We start from the raw sequence: 17705 nt of genomic DNA on the forward strand, positions 1-17705 counted from the left end.
GGTCACTCCGTCTCGTGGTTGACTGCTGTTCCCGCGACCATCAGCTGGCCGAGCGCCAGACCGCCGTCGTTCGGGGGGACCTCGCCGTGCCGCAGGACCGTGAACCCGGCCGTGGCGAGCAGCGCGGCGGACTCCTCCTCCAGCAGGGCGTTGGCGAAGACACCGCCGGTGAGGGCGACGGTGGTGAGGCCGGTTTCCGACCGGGCGCGGCAGCAGATCTCCGCCACCGCCCGGGCGACGCCCCGGTGGAAGCGGGCGGCCAGGACGGGTACGGGGGTGTTGCGGGCCCGGTCGTCCAGCAGTGCGCGGAGGGTGGGGGTCGGGTTCATCTCCCACGGCAGTCGCCCGGCGGTGATCGCGAACGGGTAGGCCCCCGTGTCCGCGTCTCCCGCCTCCAGGGCCGCCGCCTCCAGTTCCAGCGCCGCCTGCGCCTCGTAGCCGGCGCGGTGGCACAGCCCCGCCAGGGACGACACGGCGTCGAAGAGCCGGCCCATGCTGGAGGTCGGCACACAGGCCAGTCGGCGCGCCAGCTGCCGCTGCAGGACGGTGCGCTCCGGCTCGGAGCAGGCCTCCACGCTCGGCAGGCCCGGTGTCCACGGCAGTCCCGCCGCCCACAGCCGGGCCAGCGCCAGGCGGCAGGGGTTGGCCACGCCGGCGTCGCCGCCGGGCAGCGGGGCGGGGGTCAGGCGGGCGAGGCGCCGGTAGCCGGTGTAGTCGGCGAGCAGGATCTCGCCGCCCCACACCGTGCCGTCGTCGCCGTACCCGGTGCCGTCGAAGGCGACGCCGATCACGGGTGTGCTGCCGTCGAGGCCGTGTTCGGCCATCGCGGCGGCGATGTGGGCATGGTGGTGCTGGACCGGCACCGGCCTGCCCAGCCCGAGCCGGGCGGCCCGGCTGCCGGCCCGGCGGGTCGAGTGGTAGCCGGGGTGGCGGTCGGCGGCCACCAGCCGGGGGGTGACCCCGGTGAGGCGGGTGAGGTGCCGTTCGGCCCGCTCGGCGGCCTCCAGCGTGGCGAGGTCGGCCATGTCACCGATGTGCGGCCCGAACCAGGCCTGGTCGGCCTCGCCCAGGCAGAGGGCGTTCTTCAGGTCGCCGCCGACGGCGAGGGCCGGCCGGACGGGGAGCGGGAGGCGCAGGGGGCGGGGGACGTAGCCGCGGGAGCGGCGCAGGACCTGTTCGGCGCCGTCTGCGCGGACGCGCAGCAGGGAGTCGTCGCACGGGCACGCGATGGGCCGGTCGTGGGTGAGCCAGGCGTCGGCGATGCCGGCCAGCCGGGTCAGCGCCTCGGTGTCGTCGGTGACGATGGGCTCGCCTGACCGGTTGCCGCTGGTCATGACGAGCAGCCGGGGGCCTGGCGGGTCGCCGGGCAGCCCGAGCAGCAGGGTGTGCACGGGCGTGTAGGGCAGCAGCAGGCCGACGTGCGGGCTGCCCGGGCAGACCTCGCCGGCCAGGCGGGGCCCGTGCCCGGGGGTGCGTCGGCGCAGCAGGACGATGGGGCGGCGGGCGCTGGTGAGCGCGGCCCGTTCGGCGGCGGAGAGCACCGCCACGCGCTCCGCGGTGTCGAGGTCGGCGCACATCACCGCGAAGGCCTTGCCGCCCCGCTCCTTGCGGGCACGCAGGGTGGCGACGGCCCGGGCGTCGGTGGCGTCGCAGGCCAGGTGGTAGCCGCCGACGCCCTTCACGGCGACGATCCGCCCGGCGGCGAGCAGCGAGCGCGCCGTCGTGAGGGCCTCGGCGTCCCGGGCCGGGCGGACCCCGAGGCCCGCGGCCGGGACCAGGGTGAGGCGCGGGCCGCAGTCGGGGCAGGCGACGGGCTGGGCGTGGAAGCGGCGGTCGGCCGGGTCCCCGTACTCGCGGGCGCAGGCGGGGCACATCGGGAAGCCGGCCATGGTGGTGGCCGGCCGGTCGTACGGCATCGCGGTGGCGATGGTGAACCGGGGGCCGCAGTGGGTGCAGGTGACGAAGGGGTGGCGGTGCCGTCGGTCGCCGGGGTCGGCGAGTTCGCGCAGGCAGTCGGCGCAGGTCGCGGTGTCGGGCGGCAGCTGGGTGCGGCCAGGGGACCGTTCGGTGGGGCGGATGGTGAAGGGGCCGGTGGCGCCGGTGGCGGGGACGTCCTCGCAGCCGACGCCGGTCACGGTGGCCAGTGGGGGCGGCTGCTCGGTCAGCCGGCCGGAGAACCGGTCCACTTCGTCCGGCGGGCCCTCGACCTCGATGAGCACGCCGTCGGCGGTGTTGCTCACGAACCCGGCCAGCGCGAGGTCGGCGGCCAGGCGGTGCACGTAGGGCCGGAAGCCGACGCCCTGCACCGTGCCGCGCACGGTGATCCGGCGGCGCACCGAGCCGGTGGCGGGCGCGGTCACGAGACGGGGGTGGACGCCGGGTGGTGGTGGGTGTGCGGGTGCGGGGCGAGCGGTGGGCGGTGCGGCGGGGCTCCGTCGCGGGCGGCGAGGGCGCGGTCGAGGAGGGTGCCGACGCCGGTGCCGGTACGGGCGCACGACCGTACGATCTCCACGCCCGGATTGACCTGGTGCACGTTCTCGTGGAAGAGGCTCTCGTCGAAGCCGGCCGGTCCGGCGAGGTCGGTCTTGGTGATGACGACGAGATGGGCCGAGCCGAACGCGGTGGGGTACTTCAGCGGCTTGTCCTCGCCCTCGGTGACCGCCATCAGCACGATCCGCAGGGTTTCGCCGAGGTCGTACGAGGCCGGGCAGACCAGGTTGCCGACGTTTTCCACGAAGAGCACCGAGGTGTCCTGCGGCAGCCAGTCCGCCAGGCGGGCGCGGACCTGACCCGCCTCCAGGTGGCACAGTCCGTCGGTGAGCAGCTGCCGGACGGGCGCGCCGGACCGCGCGAGCCGGACGGCGTCGTTCTCGGTGGCCAGGTCGGCGGTGAGCGCGGCCACCGGCACGCCCCGCTCCCCCGCCCGGGCCAGCACCCGGGCGAGCAGTTCGGTCTTGCCGCTGCCCGGGCTGGACAGCAGGTTGACCAGGGTCACGCCCTGCCGGGCGAGATCGTCGCGCAGGCTCGCGGCCAGCCCGTCGTTCTTGGCCAGGACGGCCTGTCTGAGGTCGGACCGGCACATGGGCGCTGCTCCTCGGGTGCGGTGACGGGTGCCCGGGCCGCGTCCTGCGCTGCCCGGGGTCCCACCGATCTTCGGCTCAGCGGGGCGCCGTACCGGGCAGCGCAGCCGGGTGCGCGGTCCCGGATTCCACCGGGCGGCCCAACGGGGGCAGCGGTCCGGCGGGATCGGCGAGCAGGGCGGGGACGAGCGAGTGCAGCGCGTCCACGGCCCGGCCGACGGCTTCCCGCACCGGCGCGCTGAGTCCGGGCAGGAGGTCGTCGTCGCTCGGCAGCACGCCGGGTTCACAGGCCAGGACGAGGACCCGGGGCAGCGGCTCGTCGCCCAGGTGGGTGGCCAGGGCCAGCACCTTCGCCGGGTCCATGCCGTGGGCTTCGGGCGGGACGGTGCCGTCGGGGGGTTCGGCCTCGATCAGGGAGAGGGTGCCGGGGCGGTGGCCGCGCGGCGCCGCGTCGACGAGGACGGCGGTGGTGTACCCGGACAGCAGGTCGTAGGCGAGGTCCAGGCCGCGGATGCCGTAGTCGCGCACCCGCACCCCGGGCGGCAGGGGGCGGGGTTCGAGGGCGCGGATCACCTCGGGGCCGAAGGCGTCGTCGGCGAGGAAGATGTTGCCGACGCCGGCCACCAGCAGCCGGGGCGTCACCGCAGCTCTCCGGCGGCCGTGCCGAGGGACCCGGGCGCGGGGAGGGAGCCAGGCGCGGCGAGCGGCCCGGACGTGCCGAGGGAGTCAGGCGTACCGAGGGAGCCAGGCGTACCGGGGGACGCGGGCGTGGCGAGCGGCTCGGGCGCGGCGAGGGAGCCAGGCGTGCCGAGGGGCCCGGGCGTGGCGAGGGGGCGGGGTGAGCCGCCCGGGGTCTTGCGGACGAAGGCCGTGCGCAGGGCGTGGTAGGGGGCCTCGGGGTCGAAGAAGATGGCGTGCATGCGGGCCAGTTCGTCCTCCCGGTAGCGGGCGAGGGGCCGCTGCCGCTCGTCCGCGGCGCGCGCCGCCGCCTTGACGGCGAGCCGCTGCTCCAGGTCCGGGGCGGCGGCGAGCCCGGCCGCCAGCCGCTCCACCTGAGCCGGGAAGTCGCCGGGTGCGGCCGGTACGAGCCGGTCCACGAGGCCGAGCCGCTCCGCGCGGGCGGCGCTGACCGGCAGCGCCTCGGTGGTGAGCCGCTCGGCCTGCTCCGGTCCGACGCGGCGCGGCAGGGTGTACGTCCAGAACTCGGAGCCGTACAGGCCCATGCGCCGGTAGTGCGGGTTGAGGACGACGCCCGTGCGGCACCACACCTCGTCGGCGGCGAGGGCCAGCATGACGCCGCCGGCCGCCGCGTTGCCGGCGAGCGCGGCCACCACCAGCCGGTCGGTGGTGCGCAGCACGGCCTCCACGAGGTCGTCGATGGCGTTGAGGTTGGTCCAGGACTCCTGGGCGGGGTCGGGGGCCGCCTCGACCACGTTGAGGTGGATGCCGTTGGAGAAGAAGTCGCGGTTGCCGCCGAGGACGAGGACGCGGGTGGGGCGGGTGAGCGCCTCGGTGTAGGCGGCGAGGAGTCGGCGGCACTGGTCGGTGCTCATCGCGCCGCCCGGGAAGGAGAAGCCGAGGAAGCCGACGTCGCCGCGCTGCCGGTAGCGGATGTCGCTCCAGGTGCGCCGGCCGGGCGGGGTGTCCGGCGGGACGGGGATCTCCGGGAGTGCGAGGCCCGGCTGGTACGCGGCGAGGACCGCGGCGGCCGGCCGGCGGAAGGGCGCCGGGTCGCCGGAGTTCCTGCGGGGGCGCAGTTCCGGGATCCAGACGGCGCCGTCGCGAGTGGCCCGGCAGACGGCCCCCGCGCGCTGGGCCAGCAGGGCGCCGGGGCGGCCGCGCAGCCGGTCCTCGGGGTGGCCGCCGTGCAGGAACACCTCGTGACCGAGGAGTTCGTCGAGGACGCCCGGCTGGGAGTCCGCGCCGCGCAGCTTGCGCAGGACCGTCTCGGTGTCGTCCCGCTCCCAGTCGATCCGGCGCCGCTCCTGGCGGTAGAGGTCGCGCCAGACGACGGTGACCGACGCGTCGGTCTGCGGCAGCGGCTTGTGGTCGCCGGCGGCGTAGCGCCGTACGGCCGTCAGGACGGCGGTGACAGCGGCGTCGGAGACCTCGTTGCGGTAGAGGTCGCTCTTGCCGACGGGCGGTACCGGGAACGGCTCGGCCGCCCAGACCGGGCCCGCGTCCATCCCGGCCTCGGCCTGCAGGACGGTGACGCCCCACTGTGCCGCCCGGCTCTCGATGGCCCAGTCCAGCGAGGACGGGCCGCGGTCGCCGGGCGGGCCGGGGTGCACGATCAGGCAGGTGTGCTCCCGCCAGACGTCCTCGGGCAGGGCCGTCCGGAGCATCGGCGCGACGATCAGGTCCGGGCGCAGTTCGCGCACGGCGGCCCGGACCGGGTCGGGGCCCTGCGCGGCGAGTACGACGTCCACTTGGTGCCCGTGGTCCGAGAGTTCGGCGTACAGGCGTTGGGAGAGGCTGTTGAACGCGCTGGCGACGAGCAGAATGTCCATGACACGGCATGGTCGTCGCTCGGCCGGGTGCCGGGAAGAACCGCTGCGGCGTTTCGCCGCCCCGGGTCAGGTCTCTTCCTCCATCCGGATCGCATTGCGCAGATCCTCGTACGCCTGGCTCCGGTCGTCCCGGTGCGCCTCCAGCAGGGCCGCGGCGATCGCGTCGAGCTTGCGCTGGATCGCGTGCTCGGCGCGCACCTCGGCGTTCTTCAGCAGCGCCAGGAGCAGCAGGGTGACCGCCGTCATGGACTCTCCGGCGAGCAGCAGCAGCTCGATCGGCAGATGGGCGAGGTGGGAGGCGGCGAAGAAGCCGACGAGCAGCAGGCAGAACAGGAAGAACAGCGGTGAGCTGGTGAAGTTCGAGGCGTATTCGGCGAACTGGTCGAACCGGCCGCGGCGCGGGCCGCCGCGGTGGACGGGATTCTTGAAGGTCATGGCCGAGCCTTTCCCCACGGCGGGCGCACCCCGGGGGCCGGCCCCCGTCCGGGTGTCGTACGGCCGTGCCCGCGGCGGCGTCCTCGCTCCGGCGGCCGGCCTCCCCGCGTCGGGATCCGCAGTACCCCGTGCCGGGGCGTGCGACACCGGGTCTCAGGCCGCCAGGGAGCGGCCCGGGGTCAGGCGGTCGAGGAGCTGGTCGCGGTGGAGGCCGGCCACGGGGGCCAGCAGGTCCGGGTGGCGCAGCAGGGCGGCGGCGCGGTGGTCGCCGTCGTCGGGGGTGAGCAGCCGGCGGAACTCGACCGGCGCCACGGTGTGCTCGCCCTCGGCCAGCGCGGCGACGGCCAGCCCGGCCAGCTCCGCGTCGGTGAGCAGCGCGGCGGCCCAGCTGGCGACGACCTCGTCCACCCAGGTGCGCCAGGCCCAGTCCTCGGCCGGGTGGTCGTCGGCCGGTTCGGCACCGGTGATCCAGTCGAGGCGGGCCGCGCCGCCGGGACCGGCCATGGTGACCAGGCCGGCGTCGATCTCGGTGGGGTAGCGCAGCCAGGCGGCGACCGTCACCGCCTGCCGGGCCTGCGCCTCGCACAGCGCGGAGGCCAGCGCGCCGCCGCACGGCGGGTAGGCCGCCGTCAGCCAGCGTGCCGTCGCGGCGATCAGGGGGGACAGGTCAGTGAGCACAGCCGGGCCGTCCGAGGGGCGAAGGGGTACAGGGGCTCGACGCAACGGTAGCCCGGCACCGGGCACGGCCGGGAGGGCGTGCGAACCAGGTCATATGTGAGCTGACGCACGCCGGACGGGCGGCGCCGACGTGCCACCAGGTCCCTGTGAGCTGACGCACGCCGGACGGACGCGGCCGACGTGCCACCAGGTCCCTGTGAGCTGACGCACGCCGGACGGACGCGGCCGACATGCCACCAGGTCCCTGTGAGCTGACGCACGCCGGACGGACGCGGCCGCGTCAGCCGTCGCCCCGGGAGCTGTCGGCACGCGGTGCCTGACCCGGCTGCCGGCGGATCGCCGCCTGGGGCGGGCGTTCCCGCAGGGCCCCGTAGGCGATGAAGTACGCGGGGAGGCGGCGCAGCACGGGGGATCCGGTGACCAGGGCGGCGAGGCGCCGGGCCCGGTCGGCGTCGCCCAGCGGCGGCCGGCCGCTCAGGACCGGGGCGATGAAGCGGGCGTGGGCGGCGCGTTGCAGGGCCTGGGTGGCGACCGTGGTGGGCCTGCGGCGGCGCTGAACCGCGCGTACGTCGTCCAGGCGCACGGCCCCGCGGCGCAGCGGCTCGGTCAGGTGCCGGGCGGCGGCCACGGCGTCCTGCACGGCGAGGTTGATCCCGATGCCGAAGACCGGGGACATGGCGTGCGCGGCGTCGCCGATGCACAGCAGACCGGGTCGGTGCCAGCGGCGCAGCCGGTCGAGGTGGACGTCGAGCAGCTTGACGTCGTCCCATGAGCGCAGGGCGTCGGTCCGGTCGGCGATCCAGGGGACGGCGGCGGCGAAGGCGGTCCGGAAGCGGTCGAGGCCGGCGGCGCGGCGCTCGGCGTCGGTGCCCTTGGGGATGAGCGCGGCGCACTGCCAGTAGTCGCCCCGGTCGATCATCGCGGTGAGGAAGCCCTCGCCGGCGCCGCCGACCAGTCCGCTGGGGTCGGTGTCCCGGCGCGGCAGGCGGAACCACCAGGCGTCCATCGGGCAGGTGAAGCGGCGCAGTCGCAGTTCGGGCAGGGAGCGGGCCAGTGAGCCTCGGCCGTCGCAGGCGACGGTGAGGACGGCGCGCAGTTCGCCGGTGCGGCCGTCGGAGGTGCGGTAGCGCACCCCGGTCACCCGTCCGGACTCCGTCAGGAAGGCGGTCGCCTCCGTGTTCATCCTCAGTTCGAAGGACGGCTCGCGCCGGGCCTCGTCGGCGAGCAGGTCCAGCAGGTCCCACTGGGGCACCATCGCGACGTAGTTGTGGGGGCCGCGCAGGACCGAGAGGTCTCCGACCGTGACCGGTGTGCGGCCGGGTCCGAGGGGCAACTGGACGGTGCGCACCCGGCGCTGCGGCAGCCGGGCGAAGGACTCGGCCAGCCCCAGGTCGTCCAGCAGGGCGAGGGTCGAGGGGTGGACGGTGTCGCCGCGGAAGTCGCGCAGGAAATCGGCGTGTTTCTCCAGGACGGTCACCTGGATTCCGGCCCGCGCCAGCAGCAGGGCGAGCACCATGCCCGCGGGACCGCCCCCCACGACACAGCAGGTGGTCTTCTCCATTGCGGTCCCGCCCTTCGGAGCAGCCAAGGCACCTCAATAATTCATCATCCGATGAATACCATACCCGTCCTGCCCCGGAAGTCACGTGTCGCCTGTGCGTCGGCGGGAACTCGGTGCGCTCGTGAAGGCCCGCACACGCAGCCGGGAGGTCGAGGAGGTCTCATGACCGCGGACACCGCACGCTACGACGACCGGGACGAGGTCCCGCTGGGCGGATACGCGGCCCTCGCCTCCGTCTTCGCGGCGAGCGCCGGCGCCTTCGCGCTGGTGGCCCGGCGCCGGGGAGTGCAGCTGCCGCAGCAGGTGCCGCCCTGGGACGTGGCGCTGCTCGGCGCGGCGTCGTACAAGGCGTCGCGGCTGCTGGCCAAGGACAAGGTCACCAGCTTCATCCGGGCGCCGTTCACCCGCCGCACGGGCGAGGGACAGGGCAACGAGGTCATCGAGGAGAGCCGGGGCAGCGGGCTGCGCCGGGCCACGGGCGATCTGCTGTCCTGCCCGTTCTGCACCGCCGCCTGGACCACCGGCGCCCTGGTGTGCTCCTACGCGGCGGCGCCCCGGCTGACCCGGCTGGTCTGCGGCGGCCTGGGCGCGCTGACCGTGTCGGACTGGCTCCAGTACGCCTGGACCTGGACCCAGCGGACGGTCGAGGAGTGAGCCGCGGGACCGCCGCGGCGGGTTCCGCTCGGCAGGCGCTCGCGTCACCGGCCGGCCGCGACGGACGGCCGACGCCCCCGGGGCCGTACGCCGTCACCGGTGACCGGCGGCGGGTGCGGGGTACTCGACGGGTGCCGCTGCGCGCGGGCGCGCCGTCGGCACTTCGTGCGGAAGGGACCGGTCTCATGAGGCACGACGAGATGATCGGAAAGGTGCAGGCGCTGGCCCAGCTGCCCGACCGGGGAACGGCCGAGCGAGCCGCGCACGCGGTCGTGAGCACGCTGTCGGAACGGCTGCCGTCCGGACTGGCCCGGCACGTGGCCGCCCAGTTGCCGCCGGACATGGCGGCGGCCATGCGGGAGGCGGCCGACGCGTCCGCCGCTCATGACTCCGGCAAGGCGGGCGAGCGGTTCGGGCTGACCGCGTTCGCCGGGCGCATCGCCGTGCGGGCCGGCACCGACGAGGACACGGCGCTGCGGGAGGCCGCCGCCGTGATGGAGGTGCTGGACGCCGCGCTCGCCCCCGAACTGACCGAGCGGATGGCCCACGCGCTGCCCGCGGACATCCGCGAGCTGCTGCCGGTGGAGCGGGCGACCCAGGACACCTGGACTTCCGGCTGACACGGGGAGACGGGCGCACGAAGTGAGGAGCGGCGCACCGGGGGACGGCACGCTGCCGCCGGAATCCGCGATGCCGGTTGGATGCGTGTGCAAGCGCCCACCGCGGGCAGGCGTGGCAGTGACGCCCCCCATCGGAAAAGGTGCTCCATGGCCTTCTTCGCCCTCTCCCCGCATCAGCCGCTGGTCCTGCTCTCGGCCACCGACCTCGCGTCGGAGTATCACCGCCTGGGGGTGGAGAACCGGCAACTCCAGCGGGCCGTCACCTCCCACGCCGTGATCGACCAGGCCATCGGTGCCGTCGTCGTCCTGGGACAGCTGGCCCCGGAGGAGGCCTGGCGGGCGCTGCGGGACGTCTCCCAGCGCACGAACGTCAAGCTGCGCACGGTCGCCGAGCACATCCTGGAGTACGCGCAGGGCGGGACGCTTCCCGAGTCCGAGCGGCTCGAACTCGGGAAGGCGGTCGCCCGCTACCGCCCGGGCGACGAGGACGCCCGGGCGCTCACTGACGGCCTGCCCGCGCCGGCCGACGGTGCCGGGGGCGACGGGCCGACGGGGGCCGCGACAGCCACCGGTCCTCGACCCGGTCCAGCCCGTACAGCAGCACGCTGAGGACCGGCAGCAGCAGAAGCGCGACGATGATCACTGGGGGTTCCCCCTCCCTGCCGGGGACACCCCGGCGGGTGCCCCGGACCCGGGTGCCTCCACCCCGGCCGGTTGTGAAGGTGCTGTGAGCGCACCATGCCCGTCCGGCTCGTCGGTGCGCGCCGTACCGGTACCGCCACGCGTTCTGCCACGCGGGTGCGCTCCGCGCGCCGCTTCCGCGACATGTGCTTACGGTGCTGTGGAGGTGACCGGCCGTCAGCCGGGCGGGCGGAGAGGAGGCGGGAGCGGTGGACGATGCGCGCCGGCGGGCTACCGGGCGGAACCGTCCGCGCCGGGCCGGAGGCACGGTGCTGGGCAGCCGGCCGGCCTACTCCGTACGGCTGCCCGCCCCGCCCCGGGCGGAGCCGCGGGTGCCGCCGGCCGAGCGGACGGTGCCGTGGCTGCGGGTCGCCGCCGCCTACGCCTGGCGGCTGATCCTCGTCGGCGCCGCCGTCTACGGCGTGTTCATCGTCCTCGGCAACTTCCAGCTCATCGCCGTCGCACTGTTCCTCGCGCTGGTCGTGACGTCGGTGCTGCGCCCGCTGACCGACCTGCTCGCCCGGTTCCTGCCGAGGCCGCTGAGCGTGGCGGTGTCCCTGGTGGGCAGCCTGGTGCTGCTGTTGGGCCTGCTCGCGCTCGTGGCCAGTTCGGTGGCCGACGAGTCGGCCCGGCTCGCCGGTGAGTTCCGCGGCGGAGTCCACCGCATCGAGGAGTGGCTGCAACGGCCGCCGTTCCGGCTCGGGCCCGGTGCGCTCTCCACGCTGCAACGCCAGGTGACCCGCTATGTCTCCGAGCACCGGGCGTCCCTGCTCACGAGCGCGGTCGACGAGCTGGGCCGGGTGGTGGAGCTGGTCACGGGCGGCGTGCTGGCGCTCTTCGCCTCGGTCTTCTTCCTGCACTCCGGCGAGCGCCTGTGGGGCTGGGCCCGCGAGCGGTTGCTGCCGAGCGGCGCCCGCGCGGTGTGGGACCGGGCGGGGCGGGCGGCCTGGCGGACCTTCTCGGGATACACGCGCGGCATCATCATCGTGGCCGCCACCAACGCCGTGCTCGTGGGCGTGGGCCTGCTGGTGCTGCGGGTGCCGCTCGCGCTCCCGCTGACACTGCTGGAGTTCTTCGCGGCGTTCGTGCCGCTGGTGGGCTCGCCGGTCGCGCTCGGGGTGGCCACGATCGTCGCGCTGGCCGGACGGGGGCCGCTGACGGCGGCGGGCGTGCTGGTGCTGATCGTGGTGATCGGCCAGCTGGAGGGGCATGTGCTGCATCCGCTCGTGATGAGCTGGGCGGTACGGCTGCATCCGCTGGTCGTGGCCGTGTCGGTCATCGCGGGCAGCATCGTGGCGGGCGTGATCGGCGCCGTCGTCGCGGTCCCGCTGGTGTCGGTGGCCTGGGCGGTACTGAGCGCGCTGCGCGCGGTACCGCCGTAGCCGTACCACCGTGACGCACGGCGCCGTCGTAGCCGTACCCACCCTGACGTACGGAGCCGTCGTAGTCGTACGGGTCAGCGCAGTGCGGCGGCGACGAGCCCGCGGATCTCCTCCTCCTGCACGCTCCCGCCGTTCACCAGGCGGTCGAAGACCAGCCCGTCCACGCAGACGGGTGCGCGTCGGCCCGCGGTCACGACGACGCCCGCGGCGAACACATGGCGCCGGGCGCCCCGTGGTGAACCGGCTAACGGGCGGTGCCGGACGGTGTCTCCTCCGGGAGACCGGCGTCCACGCCGTCGCTCAGGCCGAGACGCAGGTGTTCGATGTGGTAGACGGCCTGGTCGAGGAGTTCGGCGACGTGGCCGTCGTACAGGGCGTAGATCACCGAGCGGCCCTGGCGGCGGCCGACGACCAGGCCGAGATTGCGCAGCAGCCGCAACTGGTGCGAGCACGCGGACTGTTCCATGCCGACCTCGGCGGCGAGCTCGGTGGCCGCGCACGGCCCCTCGCGCAGCCGGGACAGGATCAGCAGCCGAGAGGGCGTGGCGAGGGCCTGGAGGGTGGTCGCCACGCGGGCGGCGCTGTCCGCGTCCAGGCGCGTGCGGGGAACCGCTGTCCGCGCGGGAGTTGCTCCATGGCCCATGGCCGTCATCATACAGACGACACTTGAAGACTTATTCATATGTACCTGTATGGTGAGGGCTCGTTGCCCGTCGTCCGCCCTGCCGAAGGGTTCCCTCGTCATGTCCTCCGTCCTCACCGACCGCCCCCTGCGTACCGGGGCCGCCCGCACCGAACCGCCCCTGCGCGGGCGTACCCGGGTCTTCGCGCTGTCCGAGGCCCGCTGGGCTGCGGCGGCCACGGTGTTGTTCCTGCTCGGCCTGTCCCTCCAGCTCACCGGCGCGCCCGGCGGGACCTGGGGGGCGGCGTACGCGCTCGCCTACGCGGCCGGCGGCTGGGAGCCCGCGTGGGCGGGGCTGCGGGCGCTGGCCGACAAGACCCTGGACGTGGACCTGCTGATGGTCGTGGCGGCGCTGGGAGCGGCGGCCGTGGAGCAGGTGATGGACGGGGCGCTGCTGATCGTCATCTTCGCCACCTCGGGCGCGCTGGAGGCGTTGGCCACCGCCCGCACCGCCGACTCGGTGCGCGGCCTGCTGGACCTCGCCCCCGCCACCGCGACCCGGCTGCGTGCCGACGGCACGGAGGAGACCGTCGCGCCGGCACAGCTCACCGTCGGCGACACGGTGCTGGTCCGGCCCGGGGAGCGGATCGGCGCCGACGGCCGGGTGCTGGACGGGACGAGCGAGGTCGACCAGGCGACCATCACCGGTGAACCGCTGCCCGTCGCCAAGGAGCCCGGTGACGAGGTGTTCGCCGGCACCCTCAACGGCACCGGCGCGCTGCGCGTGCGGGTCGGGCGGGACGCCGGCGACTCGGTGATCGCCCGCATCGTGCGCATGGTGCAGGAGGCGTCCGAGACCAAGGCGCCGACCCAGCTCTTCATCGAGAAGGTCGAGCAGCGGTACTCGCTCGGCATGGTCGCGGCCACGCTCGCCGTGTTCGCGGTGCCGCTCGCCTTCGGGGGCGCGCTGACCGGGTCGCTGCTGCGGGCCATGACCTTCATGATCGTCGCCTCGCCGTGCGCCGTCGTTCTGGCGACCATGCCGCCGCTGCTCTCCGCGATCGCCAACGCCGGCCGGCACGGGGTACTGGTGAAGTCGGCCGTGGTGATGGAACGCCTCGGCCAGGTGGACGCGGTGGCGCTGGACAAGACGGGCACGCTCACCGAGGGCACCCCGCAGCTCACGGACGTCGTACCGCTGGCCGGGGGCCGCCTGACCGAGGGGGAGCTGCTCACGCTCGCCGCGGCGGCCGAGCACCCGAGCGAACACCCGCTGGCCCGGGCGGTGCTGGACGCCGCCCGCGCCCGCGGCCTCGCCGTCCCCACCGCCCACGGCTTCGCCTCCGCACCGGGCATCGGCGTGACCGCCACGGTCGGGGGCCGCACGGTCAGGGTGGGCGCGCCGGCCCGCCTGCTGGGCGAGACGCCGCACGGTCCGGCGGCCGCCGCGGTGCCGGTGACCGGCCGGGCCGCCGGTGCCGTGGTCGCAGAGCTCGAAGCCGGGGGCCGTACCGCCATGGTGGTCCAGGTGGACGGGGTCGCGGCCGGGGTGCTCGGGGTGGCCGATCGGGTGCGGGCGGATGCGGTCGGCACGGTCGCCGCGCTGACCTCGCTGACCGGGGTGCGTCCGATCTTGCTCACGGGCGACAATCCGCGGGCCGCCGCCCGGTTGGCCGGTGAGGTCGGTATCCGGGACGTGCGGGCCGGGCTGCTGCCCGGGGACAAGGTGGCCGCCGTACGCGAGCGGCAGGACGCCGGCCGCCGGCTGCTGGTCGTCGGGGACGGTGTCAACGACGCACCCGCGCTGGCCGCCGCGCACACCGGCGTCGCGATGGGCCGGGCCGGTTCCGACCTGGCGCTGGAGACCGCCGACGCGGTGATCGTGCGGGACGAGCTGGCCGCGGTACCCGCCGTCGTCTCCCTGTCCCGGCGTGCCCGCCGGCTGGTCGTGCAGAACCTCGTCATCGCGGCGGTCTTCATCTCCGGCCTGGTCGTCTGGGACCTCGCGGGCACGCTGCCGCTGCCGCTCGGCGTCCTCGGTCACGAGGGCTCCACGGTCCTCGTCGGCCTGAACGGTCTGCGGCTGCTGCGCGAGACCGCGTGGCACCAGGCCGCCCAGGCCGGCACGGACCGCGTCTGACCAGGGGCACGATCGCGTGGCGCAGGCGGCCCGGATCGGCACGGACCGCGCCTGAACGGAGGCGAGACCGCGTGGCGCGAGGCAGCCCGGGCAAGGACGGACCGCGCCTGAACGGTCTGCGGCTGCTGCGCGAGACCACATGGCACCAGGCCGCCCGGACCGGCACAGAGCACGCCTGACCGGGGGCGAGACCCCATGACACCGACGTCCCGGACCGGTGCACGGACCACGCCTGAACAGGCAGCGACTACTACGCGAGACCACAAGGCACCAAGCCGCCCCGACCGGCACGGACCGCGCGCCTGATCGGAGGCGAGACCACGTGGCGGCAGGCGGCACGGACCGCGTCTGACCGGACCGTCCCCGGCATCCGGCGGCATGGACGGCGCCGGAAGTGGCACCCGGATCGCCGTGCGTGGAATACGACTGACCTGGCAGAACGTACGGCATGACCTGTCCGCGGCGGTGGACGCGGCACGACGGGCCTGGGCGGGACCGGGCCGGGAGCGGGACCTGGCCGTACAGGCCGGGAAGGCGGCGCTGGCCGCGTGGGTGGCCTGGGCGGTGGCCGGCTGGTGGCTGCGGGCGCCGGTGGCGTTCGTCGCGCCGTGGGTGGCGGTGGTCCTCGTGGAGTCGACCGTGTACCGGTCGATCGCGCGCGGCCTGCAGCAGCTCGCGGCGATCGCGGCCGGCACCGTGGCGGCCACCGCGGTCGGACTGCTGCTGCACAGCACCGTGGCCGCGATGGCGGTGGTGCTGCCCCTCGCGATGCTGCTCGGCCAGTGGCGGCGCCTGGGCAGTCAGGGCATCTACGCGGCCACCGGCGCCCTGTTCGTCCTCACCGGCGGCCCCGTCACCGTCGCCACCTCCGCGGCCCGGCTCGCCGAGGCGCTGTTCGGGGCGGTGGTCGGGATCACCGTGAACGCGCTGGTCCGGCCGCCGCTGTATCTGCGCGACACCCGTGCCGTGCTGCGCGACGCGACCGAGGAGGCCCACGACATCCTCCGGGACGTCGCGGACGGGCTGGCCGCGGGACGCTGGGACGCCGAGGAGGCCGGTGCCTGGCACGAGCGCGCCCTGCGGCTGCGCGGACTGGTGGAGCAGGCCCGCTCCTCCGTCGAGTGGAGCCGGGAGAGCCTGCGCGTCAACCTGCGCCGGCGCCGCACCGGCACCGTGCCGGCGGACGGCAAGGGGTACGACGACGCCCTCGTGGTGCTGGACTACGCGGCCGTGCACACCGCCGGGGTGACCCGCACGGTGCTGGAGGCCGCCGCCGAGGACCGCCGGGGGCCCCGGCCGCATCCGGGGCCCGCCCGGAAGTACGCGGAGTTCCTGTGCCGGACCGCCCGCGCGCTGCGGCTGTACAGCCACAGCCGGTTCGGCGACGCGTGCGAGGACCAGCTGGGCGATGCCGTGGCGGAACTGCGCGACACCCTCACGGACCTGCGCCGGGACCTGGTCCGCTCCACGACGGACGACCCCGACGAGGTCGCCACCTACGGCGCGCTGCTCGCGCAGGCCCACCGGCTGGCCGACCAGCTGGCCGCCTCGGCCGCCTGAGCGCGGCCCCGGTCGGCCGCCGCACCCGGCACCCGGCGCTCACCCGCGGTGCGCCGGCTCCCCCGGTGCGCCCACCCCGAACAGGGCGGGGCCCACGGTGAGGACTCCGTCGGTCAGCGGGCGGCAGCGCACTCCCCCGCCGCCGCGCAGGGCGCGCTGGGCGCCGGGGCCGAGGGTGGAGTCCATCCAGGCGCAGGGCCGGGCGGCGCTGCGGACCTCCAGGTAGACCGGTCCGGTGCCGCAGTCGAGAAAGACGGTCGTACCGATGCAGGCGTCGATGTCGACCCCGCGCAGCAGGACGTTGCGCCGGGTGCGGAGCAGGTCGGCCGGGTACGGCCCCGGCTGCGGCAGCCGCTCGGCCGCCATGAGGGTGAGAGAGGCGTTGCGGTGGGCGGGGTGGTTGAAGTACCGGTCCCCGACGATGCCGAGGCCCGCGCGCACCTCGGCCGTCGTCACGAGTTCGCCGGGCGGCAGCTCGGGCAGGCCGTCGCCCGGCCGGCCGGCGAGCCGGTGCACCGGGGAGACCAGCAGCTGGAGTATCTCGACGTGCGGCACGCGTCGAGCCTAACCGGCGCTCCCCCTCGCCCCCTGAGCGGTCCGGCTGCCATTCGGACACGGGGATCGTGGCGTCGTGGCATCGTCCCGGAGCCGGGTGTTCGGCCCCGCGGGCCGCGGCGTACGCGACCAGCCGCTCGTCGCGGATCAGCGCCCCGCACGGCTCCGCCGTCACCTCCCCGGTCCCCAGCCGTCACCTCCCCGGCCCCCAAGGGACAGGGCGCCCTCCCTGCCGTCCCCCCGCGCCCCGGGTAAGCGCCCGCACGGCACCGCCGCCGAGCCCGCTCCGGGACCGGCCGAGTGCCCGCGCCTGTGTACGGTCGCGTCCGGACTCCGGCTCCGCCGGGTGGAGGTGTTACGGCAACTGCTCCAGGATGGCGGCCAGTTCGGCGTTGAAGCGGGCCGGGTTCTCCATGTTCGGGTAGTGCCCGGCGCCCGGGATGGCGACGGAGCGGCCCCCCGGTACGAGGTCCACGAGGCGGGCGGCCATGGCGAGGTGGTCCGCGGTGTCCAGGGCACCGTTGAGGGCGATCAGCGGGATCTTGATGCCGGGCACGCGCTCCCAGGTGTCCGTGACGGGGACGCGGTGGTCGGGCTCGTCGGGCGTGTGCTTGCCCAGGGTGGTCAGGCCCATCTCGCGTACGAGCCGCGTGACGTCGGGGTCGACCTCGGACAGGTCGCGGTGCGGACCGACCGCCCAGCGCACGAACGCGTCGGCCCAGCCGTCCAGGTCGCCGGCGGCCAGGGCCCGCTGCTGTTCGGCCATCACCTCCAGCACCCAGGGATCCTCGAAGACGGGTTCGCTGGTGCCGACCCCGCTGACGACGACCGCGCGGACCAGCTCGGGGTACTCCAGGGCGCAGTCGACCGCGATGCCCCCGCCCATGCACAGGCCGACGAGTATCGCGGGAGCGGCGTCGAGCCCACGGAGCAGGTCGGCGAGGTCGTCGACCTGCCGGAAGGGACGGGTGGCGTTGTCGGAGGCGCCGTGGCCCCGGGTGTCCCAGGCGATGACCCGGTGGGTCGCCGCTAGGGCGGGGATCTGCTGCTCCCACATGCGGTGGTCGGTGAAGCCGCCGTGCAGGAGCACGAGGGGCTGTCCGGTGCCGGCCTCACGGTAGGCGAGGCGGCCGTCGGCGGTCTGGAGGGTGCGGACGGGGGTGGATCCCAAGTCGACAGTCATGACAACCAAGGTGTCATTTTTGGCCCGCGTTGGCAACCAAGGTG

16 protein-coding genes are annotated in these 17705 nt (G+C 75.4%); 6 read left to right on the plus strand and 10 right to left on the minus strand.

What is annotated here, in order from left to right; translation table 11 throughout:
* Window positions 1-2: 2 nt before the first annotated feature.
* The 7 genes from hypF to S1361_RS02400 form a co-directional block, all read right to left on the minus strand.
* Window positions 3-2360 (minus strand): carbamoyltransferase HypF, encoded by a 2358-nt coding sequence (hypF, locus tag S1361_RS02370; protein WP_208030178.1) that lies wholly within the window; start codon window positions 2358-2360, stop codon window positions 3-5.
* Window positions 2357-3082, minus strand: coding sequence for a hydrogenase nickel incorporation protein HypB (gene hypB, locus S1361_RS02375; RefSeq protein ID WP_208030179.1), 726 nt, complete (start codon window positions 3080-3082; stop codon window positions 2357-2359). Before hypB ends, hypF begins: the two co-directional genes overlap by 4 nt.
* A 76-nt stretch (window positions 3083-3158) precedes the next feature.
* Window positions 3159-3722, minus strand: coding sequence for a hydrogenase maturation protease (locus tag S1361_RS02380; RefSeq protein ID WP_208030180.1), 564 nt, complete (start codon window positions 3720-3722; stop codon window positions 3159-3161).
* Entirely contained in the window at window positions 3719-5590 is a 1872-nt protein-coding gene (locus S1361_RS02385; RefSeq protein ID WP_208030181.1) for a hydrogenase maturation protein, read from the minus strand. The genes S1361_RS02380 and S1361_RS02385 overlap by 4 nt, the downstream gene beginning before the upstream one ends.
* Before the next feature lie 66 nt (window positions 5591-5656).
* The gene (locus S1361_RS02390) at window positions 5657-6025 is read right to left on the minus strand and encodes a hypothetical protein (protein ID WP_208030182.1); all 369 of its coding nucleotides are present in this window, start codon (window positions 6023-6025) and stop codon (window positions 5657-5659) included.
* 153 nt (window positions 6026-6178) lie between these two features.
* A complete protein-coding gene (locus S1361_RS02395; RefSeq protein WP_208030183.1) occupies window positions 6179-6703 on the minus strand; it encodes a hypothetical protein in 525 nt (174 codons plus the stop codon).
* A 280-nt stretch (window positions 6704-6983) separates the two neighbouring features.
* Window positions 6984-8264 carry an FAD-dependent oxidoreductase gene (locus S1361_RS02400; protein WP_208030184.1) on the minus strand — a complete coding sequence of 427 codons (1281 nt, stop codon included), beginning with the start codon at window positions 8262-8264 and terminating at the stop codon, window positions 6984-6986.
* 162 nt (window positions 8265-8426) lie between these two features.
* Here S1361_RS02400 and S1361_RS02405 point away from each other — a divergent pair, with 162 nt between their 5' ends.
* The 4 genes from S1361_RS02405 (at window position 8427) to S1361_RS02420 (ending at window position 11601) form a co-directional block, all read left to right on the plus strand.
* Complete coding sequence (locus S1361_RS02405) at window positions 8427-8918, plus strand: DUF1360 domain-containing protein (RefSeq protein ID WP_208030185.1); 492 nt, start codon at window positions 8427-8429, stop codon at window positions 8916-8918.
* Between the two features lie 185 nt (window positions 8919-9103).
* Window positions 9104-9538, plus strand: coding sequence for a DUF2267 domain-containing protein (locus tag S1361_RS02410; protein ID WP_208030186.1), 435 nt, complete (start codon window positions 9104-9106; stop codon window positions 9536-9538).
* Window positions 9539-9685: 147 nt separating this feature from the next.
* Window positions 9686-10147: an ANTAR domain-containing protein gene (locus S1361_RS39815; protein ID WP_208030187.1), complete on the plus strand. Its 462-nt coding sequence runs from the start codon at window positions 9686-9688 to the stop codon at window positions 10145-10147.
* 281 nt (window positions 10148-10428) lie between these two features.
* The gene (locus S1361_RS02420; protein WP_208030188.1) at window positions 10429-11601 is read left to right on the plus strand and encodes an AI-2E family transporter; all 1173 of its coding nucleotides are present in this window, start codon (window positions 10429-10431) and stop codon (window positions 11599-11601) included.
* Between the two features lie 244 nt (window positions 11602-11845).
* Here the strand turns inward: S1361_RS02420 and S1361_RS02430 are convergent, their stop codons facing one another.
* Entirely contained in the window at window positions 11846-12244 is a 399-nt protein-coding gene (locus tag S1361_RS02430; protein WP_208030189.1) for an ArsR/SmtB family transcription factor, read from the minus strand.
* A gap of 100 nt (window positions 12245-12344) precedes the next feature.
* Between S1361_RS02430 and S1361_RS02435 the strand changes: the two genes are divergently transcribed.
* Window positions 12345-14363, plus strand: coding sequence for a heavy metal translocating P-type ATPase (locus tag S1361_RS02435; protein WP_208030190.1), 2019 nt, complete (start codon window positions 12345-12347; stop codon window positions 14361-14363).
* Window positions 14364-14816: 453 nt separating this feature from the next.
* Entirely contained in the window at window positions 14817-15923 is a 1107-nt protein-coding gene (locus S1361_RS02440; protein WP_208036407.1) for an FUSC family protein, read from the plus strand.
* 39 nt (window positions 15924-15962) lie between these two features.
* On the opposite strand, the gene S1361_RS02445 is transcribed toward S1361_RS02440, so the two are convergent.
* On the minus strand, window positions 15963-16478 hold the full coding sequence (locus tag S1361_RS02445) for a molybdenum cofactor biosysynthesis protein (protein WP_208030191.1): 516 nt from the start codon (window positions 16476-16478) through the stop codon (window positions 15963-15965).
* 355 nt (window positions 16479-16833) lie between these two features.
* Complete coding sequence (locus tag S1361_RS02450; protein WP_243769047.1) at window positions 16834-17661, minus strand: alpha/beta fold hydrolase; 828 nt, start codon at window positions 17659-17661, stop codon at window positions 16834-16836.
* Window positions 17662-17705 lie beyond the last annotated feature (44 nt).

This window comes from Streptomyces cyanogenus (assembly GCF_017526105.1).
GTDB lineage: Bacteria > Actinomycetota > Actinomycetes > Streptomycetales > Streptomycetaceae > Streptomyces > Streptomyces cyanogenus.

Bases quoted from the DNA above. Each gene is read 5' to 3' on its own strand.
- hypB (WP_208030179.1), bottom strand. From the start codon at position 3,082: ATGTGCCGGTCCGACCTCAGACAGGCCGTCCTGGCCAAGAACGACGGG.
- S1361_RS02385 (WP_208030181.1), bottom strand. From the start codon at position 5,590: ATGGACATTCTGCTCGTCGCCAGCGCGTTCAACAGCCTCTCCCAACGC.
- S1361_RS02390 (WP_208030182.1), bottom strand. From the start codon at position 6,025: ATGACCTTCAAGAATCCCGTCCACCGCGGCGGCCCGCGCCGCGGCCGG.
- S1361_RS02400 (WP_208030184.1), bottom strand. From the start codon at position 8,264: ATGGAGAAGACCACCTGCTGTGTCGTGGGGGGCGGTCCCGCGGGCATG.
- S1361_RS02405 (WP_208030185.1), top strand. From the start codon at position 8,427: ATGACCGCGGACACCGCACGCTACGACGACCGGGACGAGGTCCCGCTG.
- S1361_RS02410 (WP_208030186.1), top strand. From the start codon at position 9,104: ATGAGGCACGACGAGATGATCGGAAAGGTGCAGGCGCTGGCCCAGCTG.
- S1361_RS39815 (WP_208030187.1), top strand. From the start codon at position 9,686: ATGGCCTTCTTCGCCCTCTCCCCGCATCAGCCGCTGGTCCTGCTCTCG.
- S1361_RS02430 (WP_208030189.1), bottom strand. From the start codon at position 12,244: ATGGGCCATGGAGCAACTCCCGCGCGGACAGCGGTTCCCCGCACGCGC.
- S1361_RS02435 (WP_208030190.1), top strand. From the start codon at position 12,345: ATGTCCTCCGTCCTCACCGACCGCCCCCTGCGTACCGGGGCCGCCCGC.
- S1361_RS02450 (WP_243769047.1), bottom strand. From the start codon at position 17,661: ATGACTGTCGACTTGGGATCCACCCCCGTCCGCACCCTCCAGACCGCC.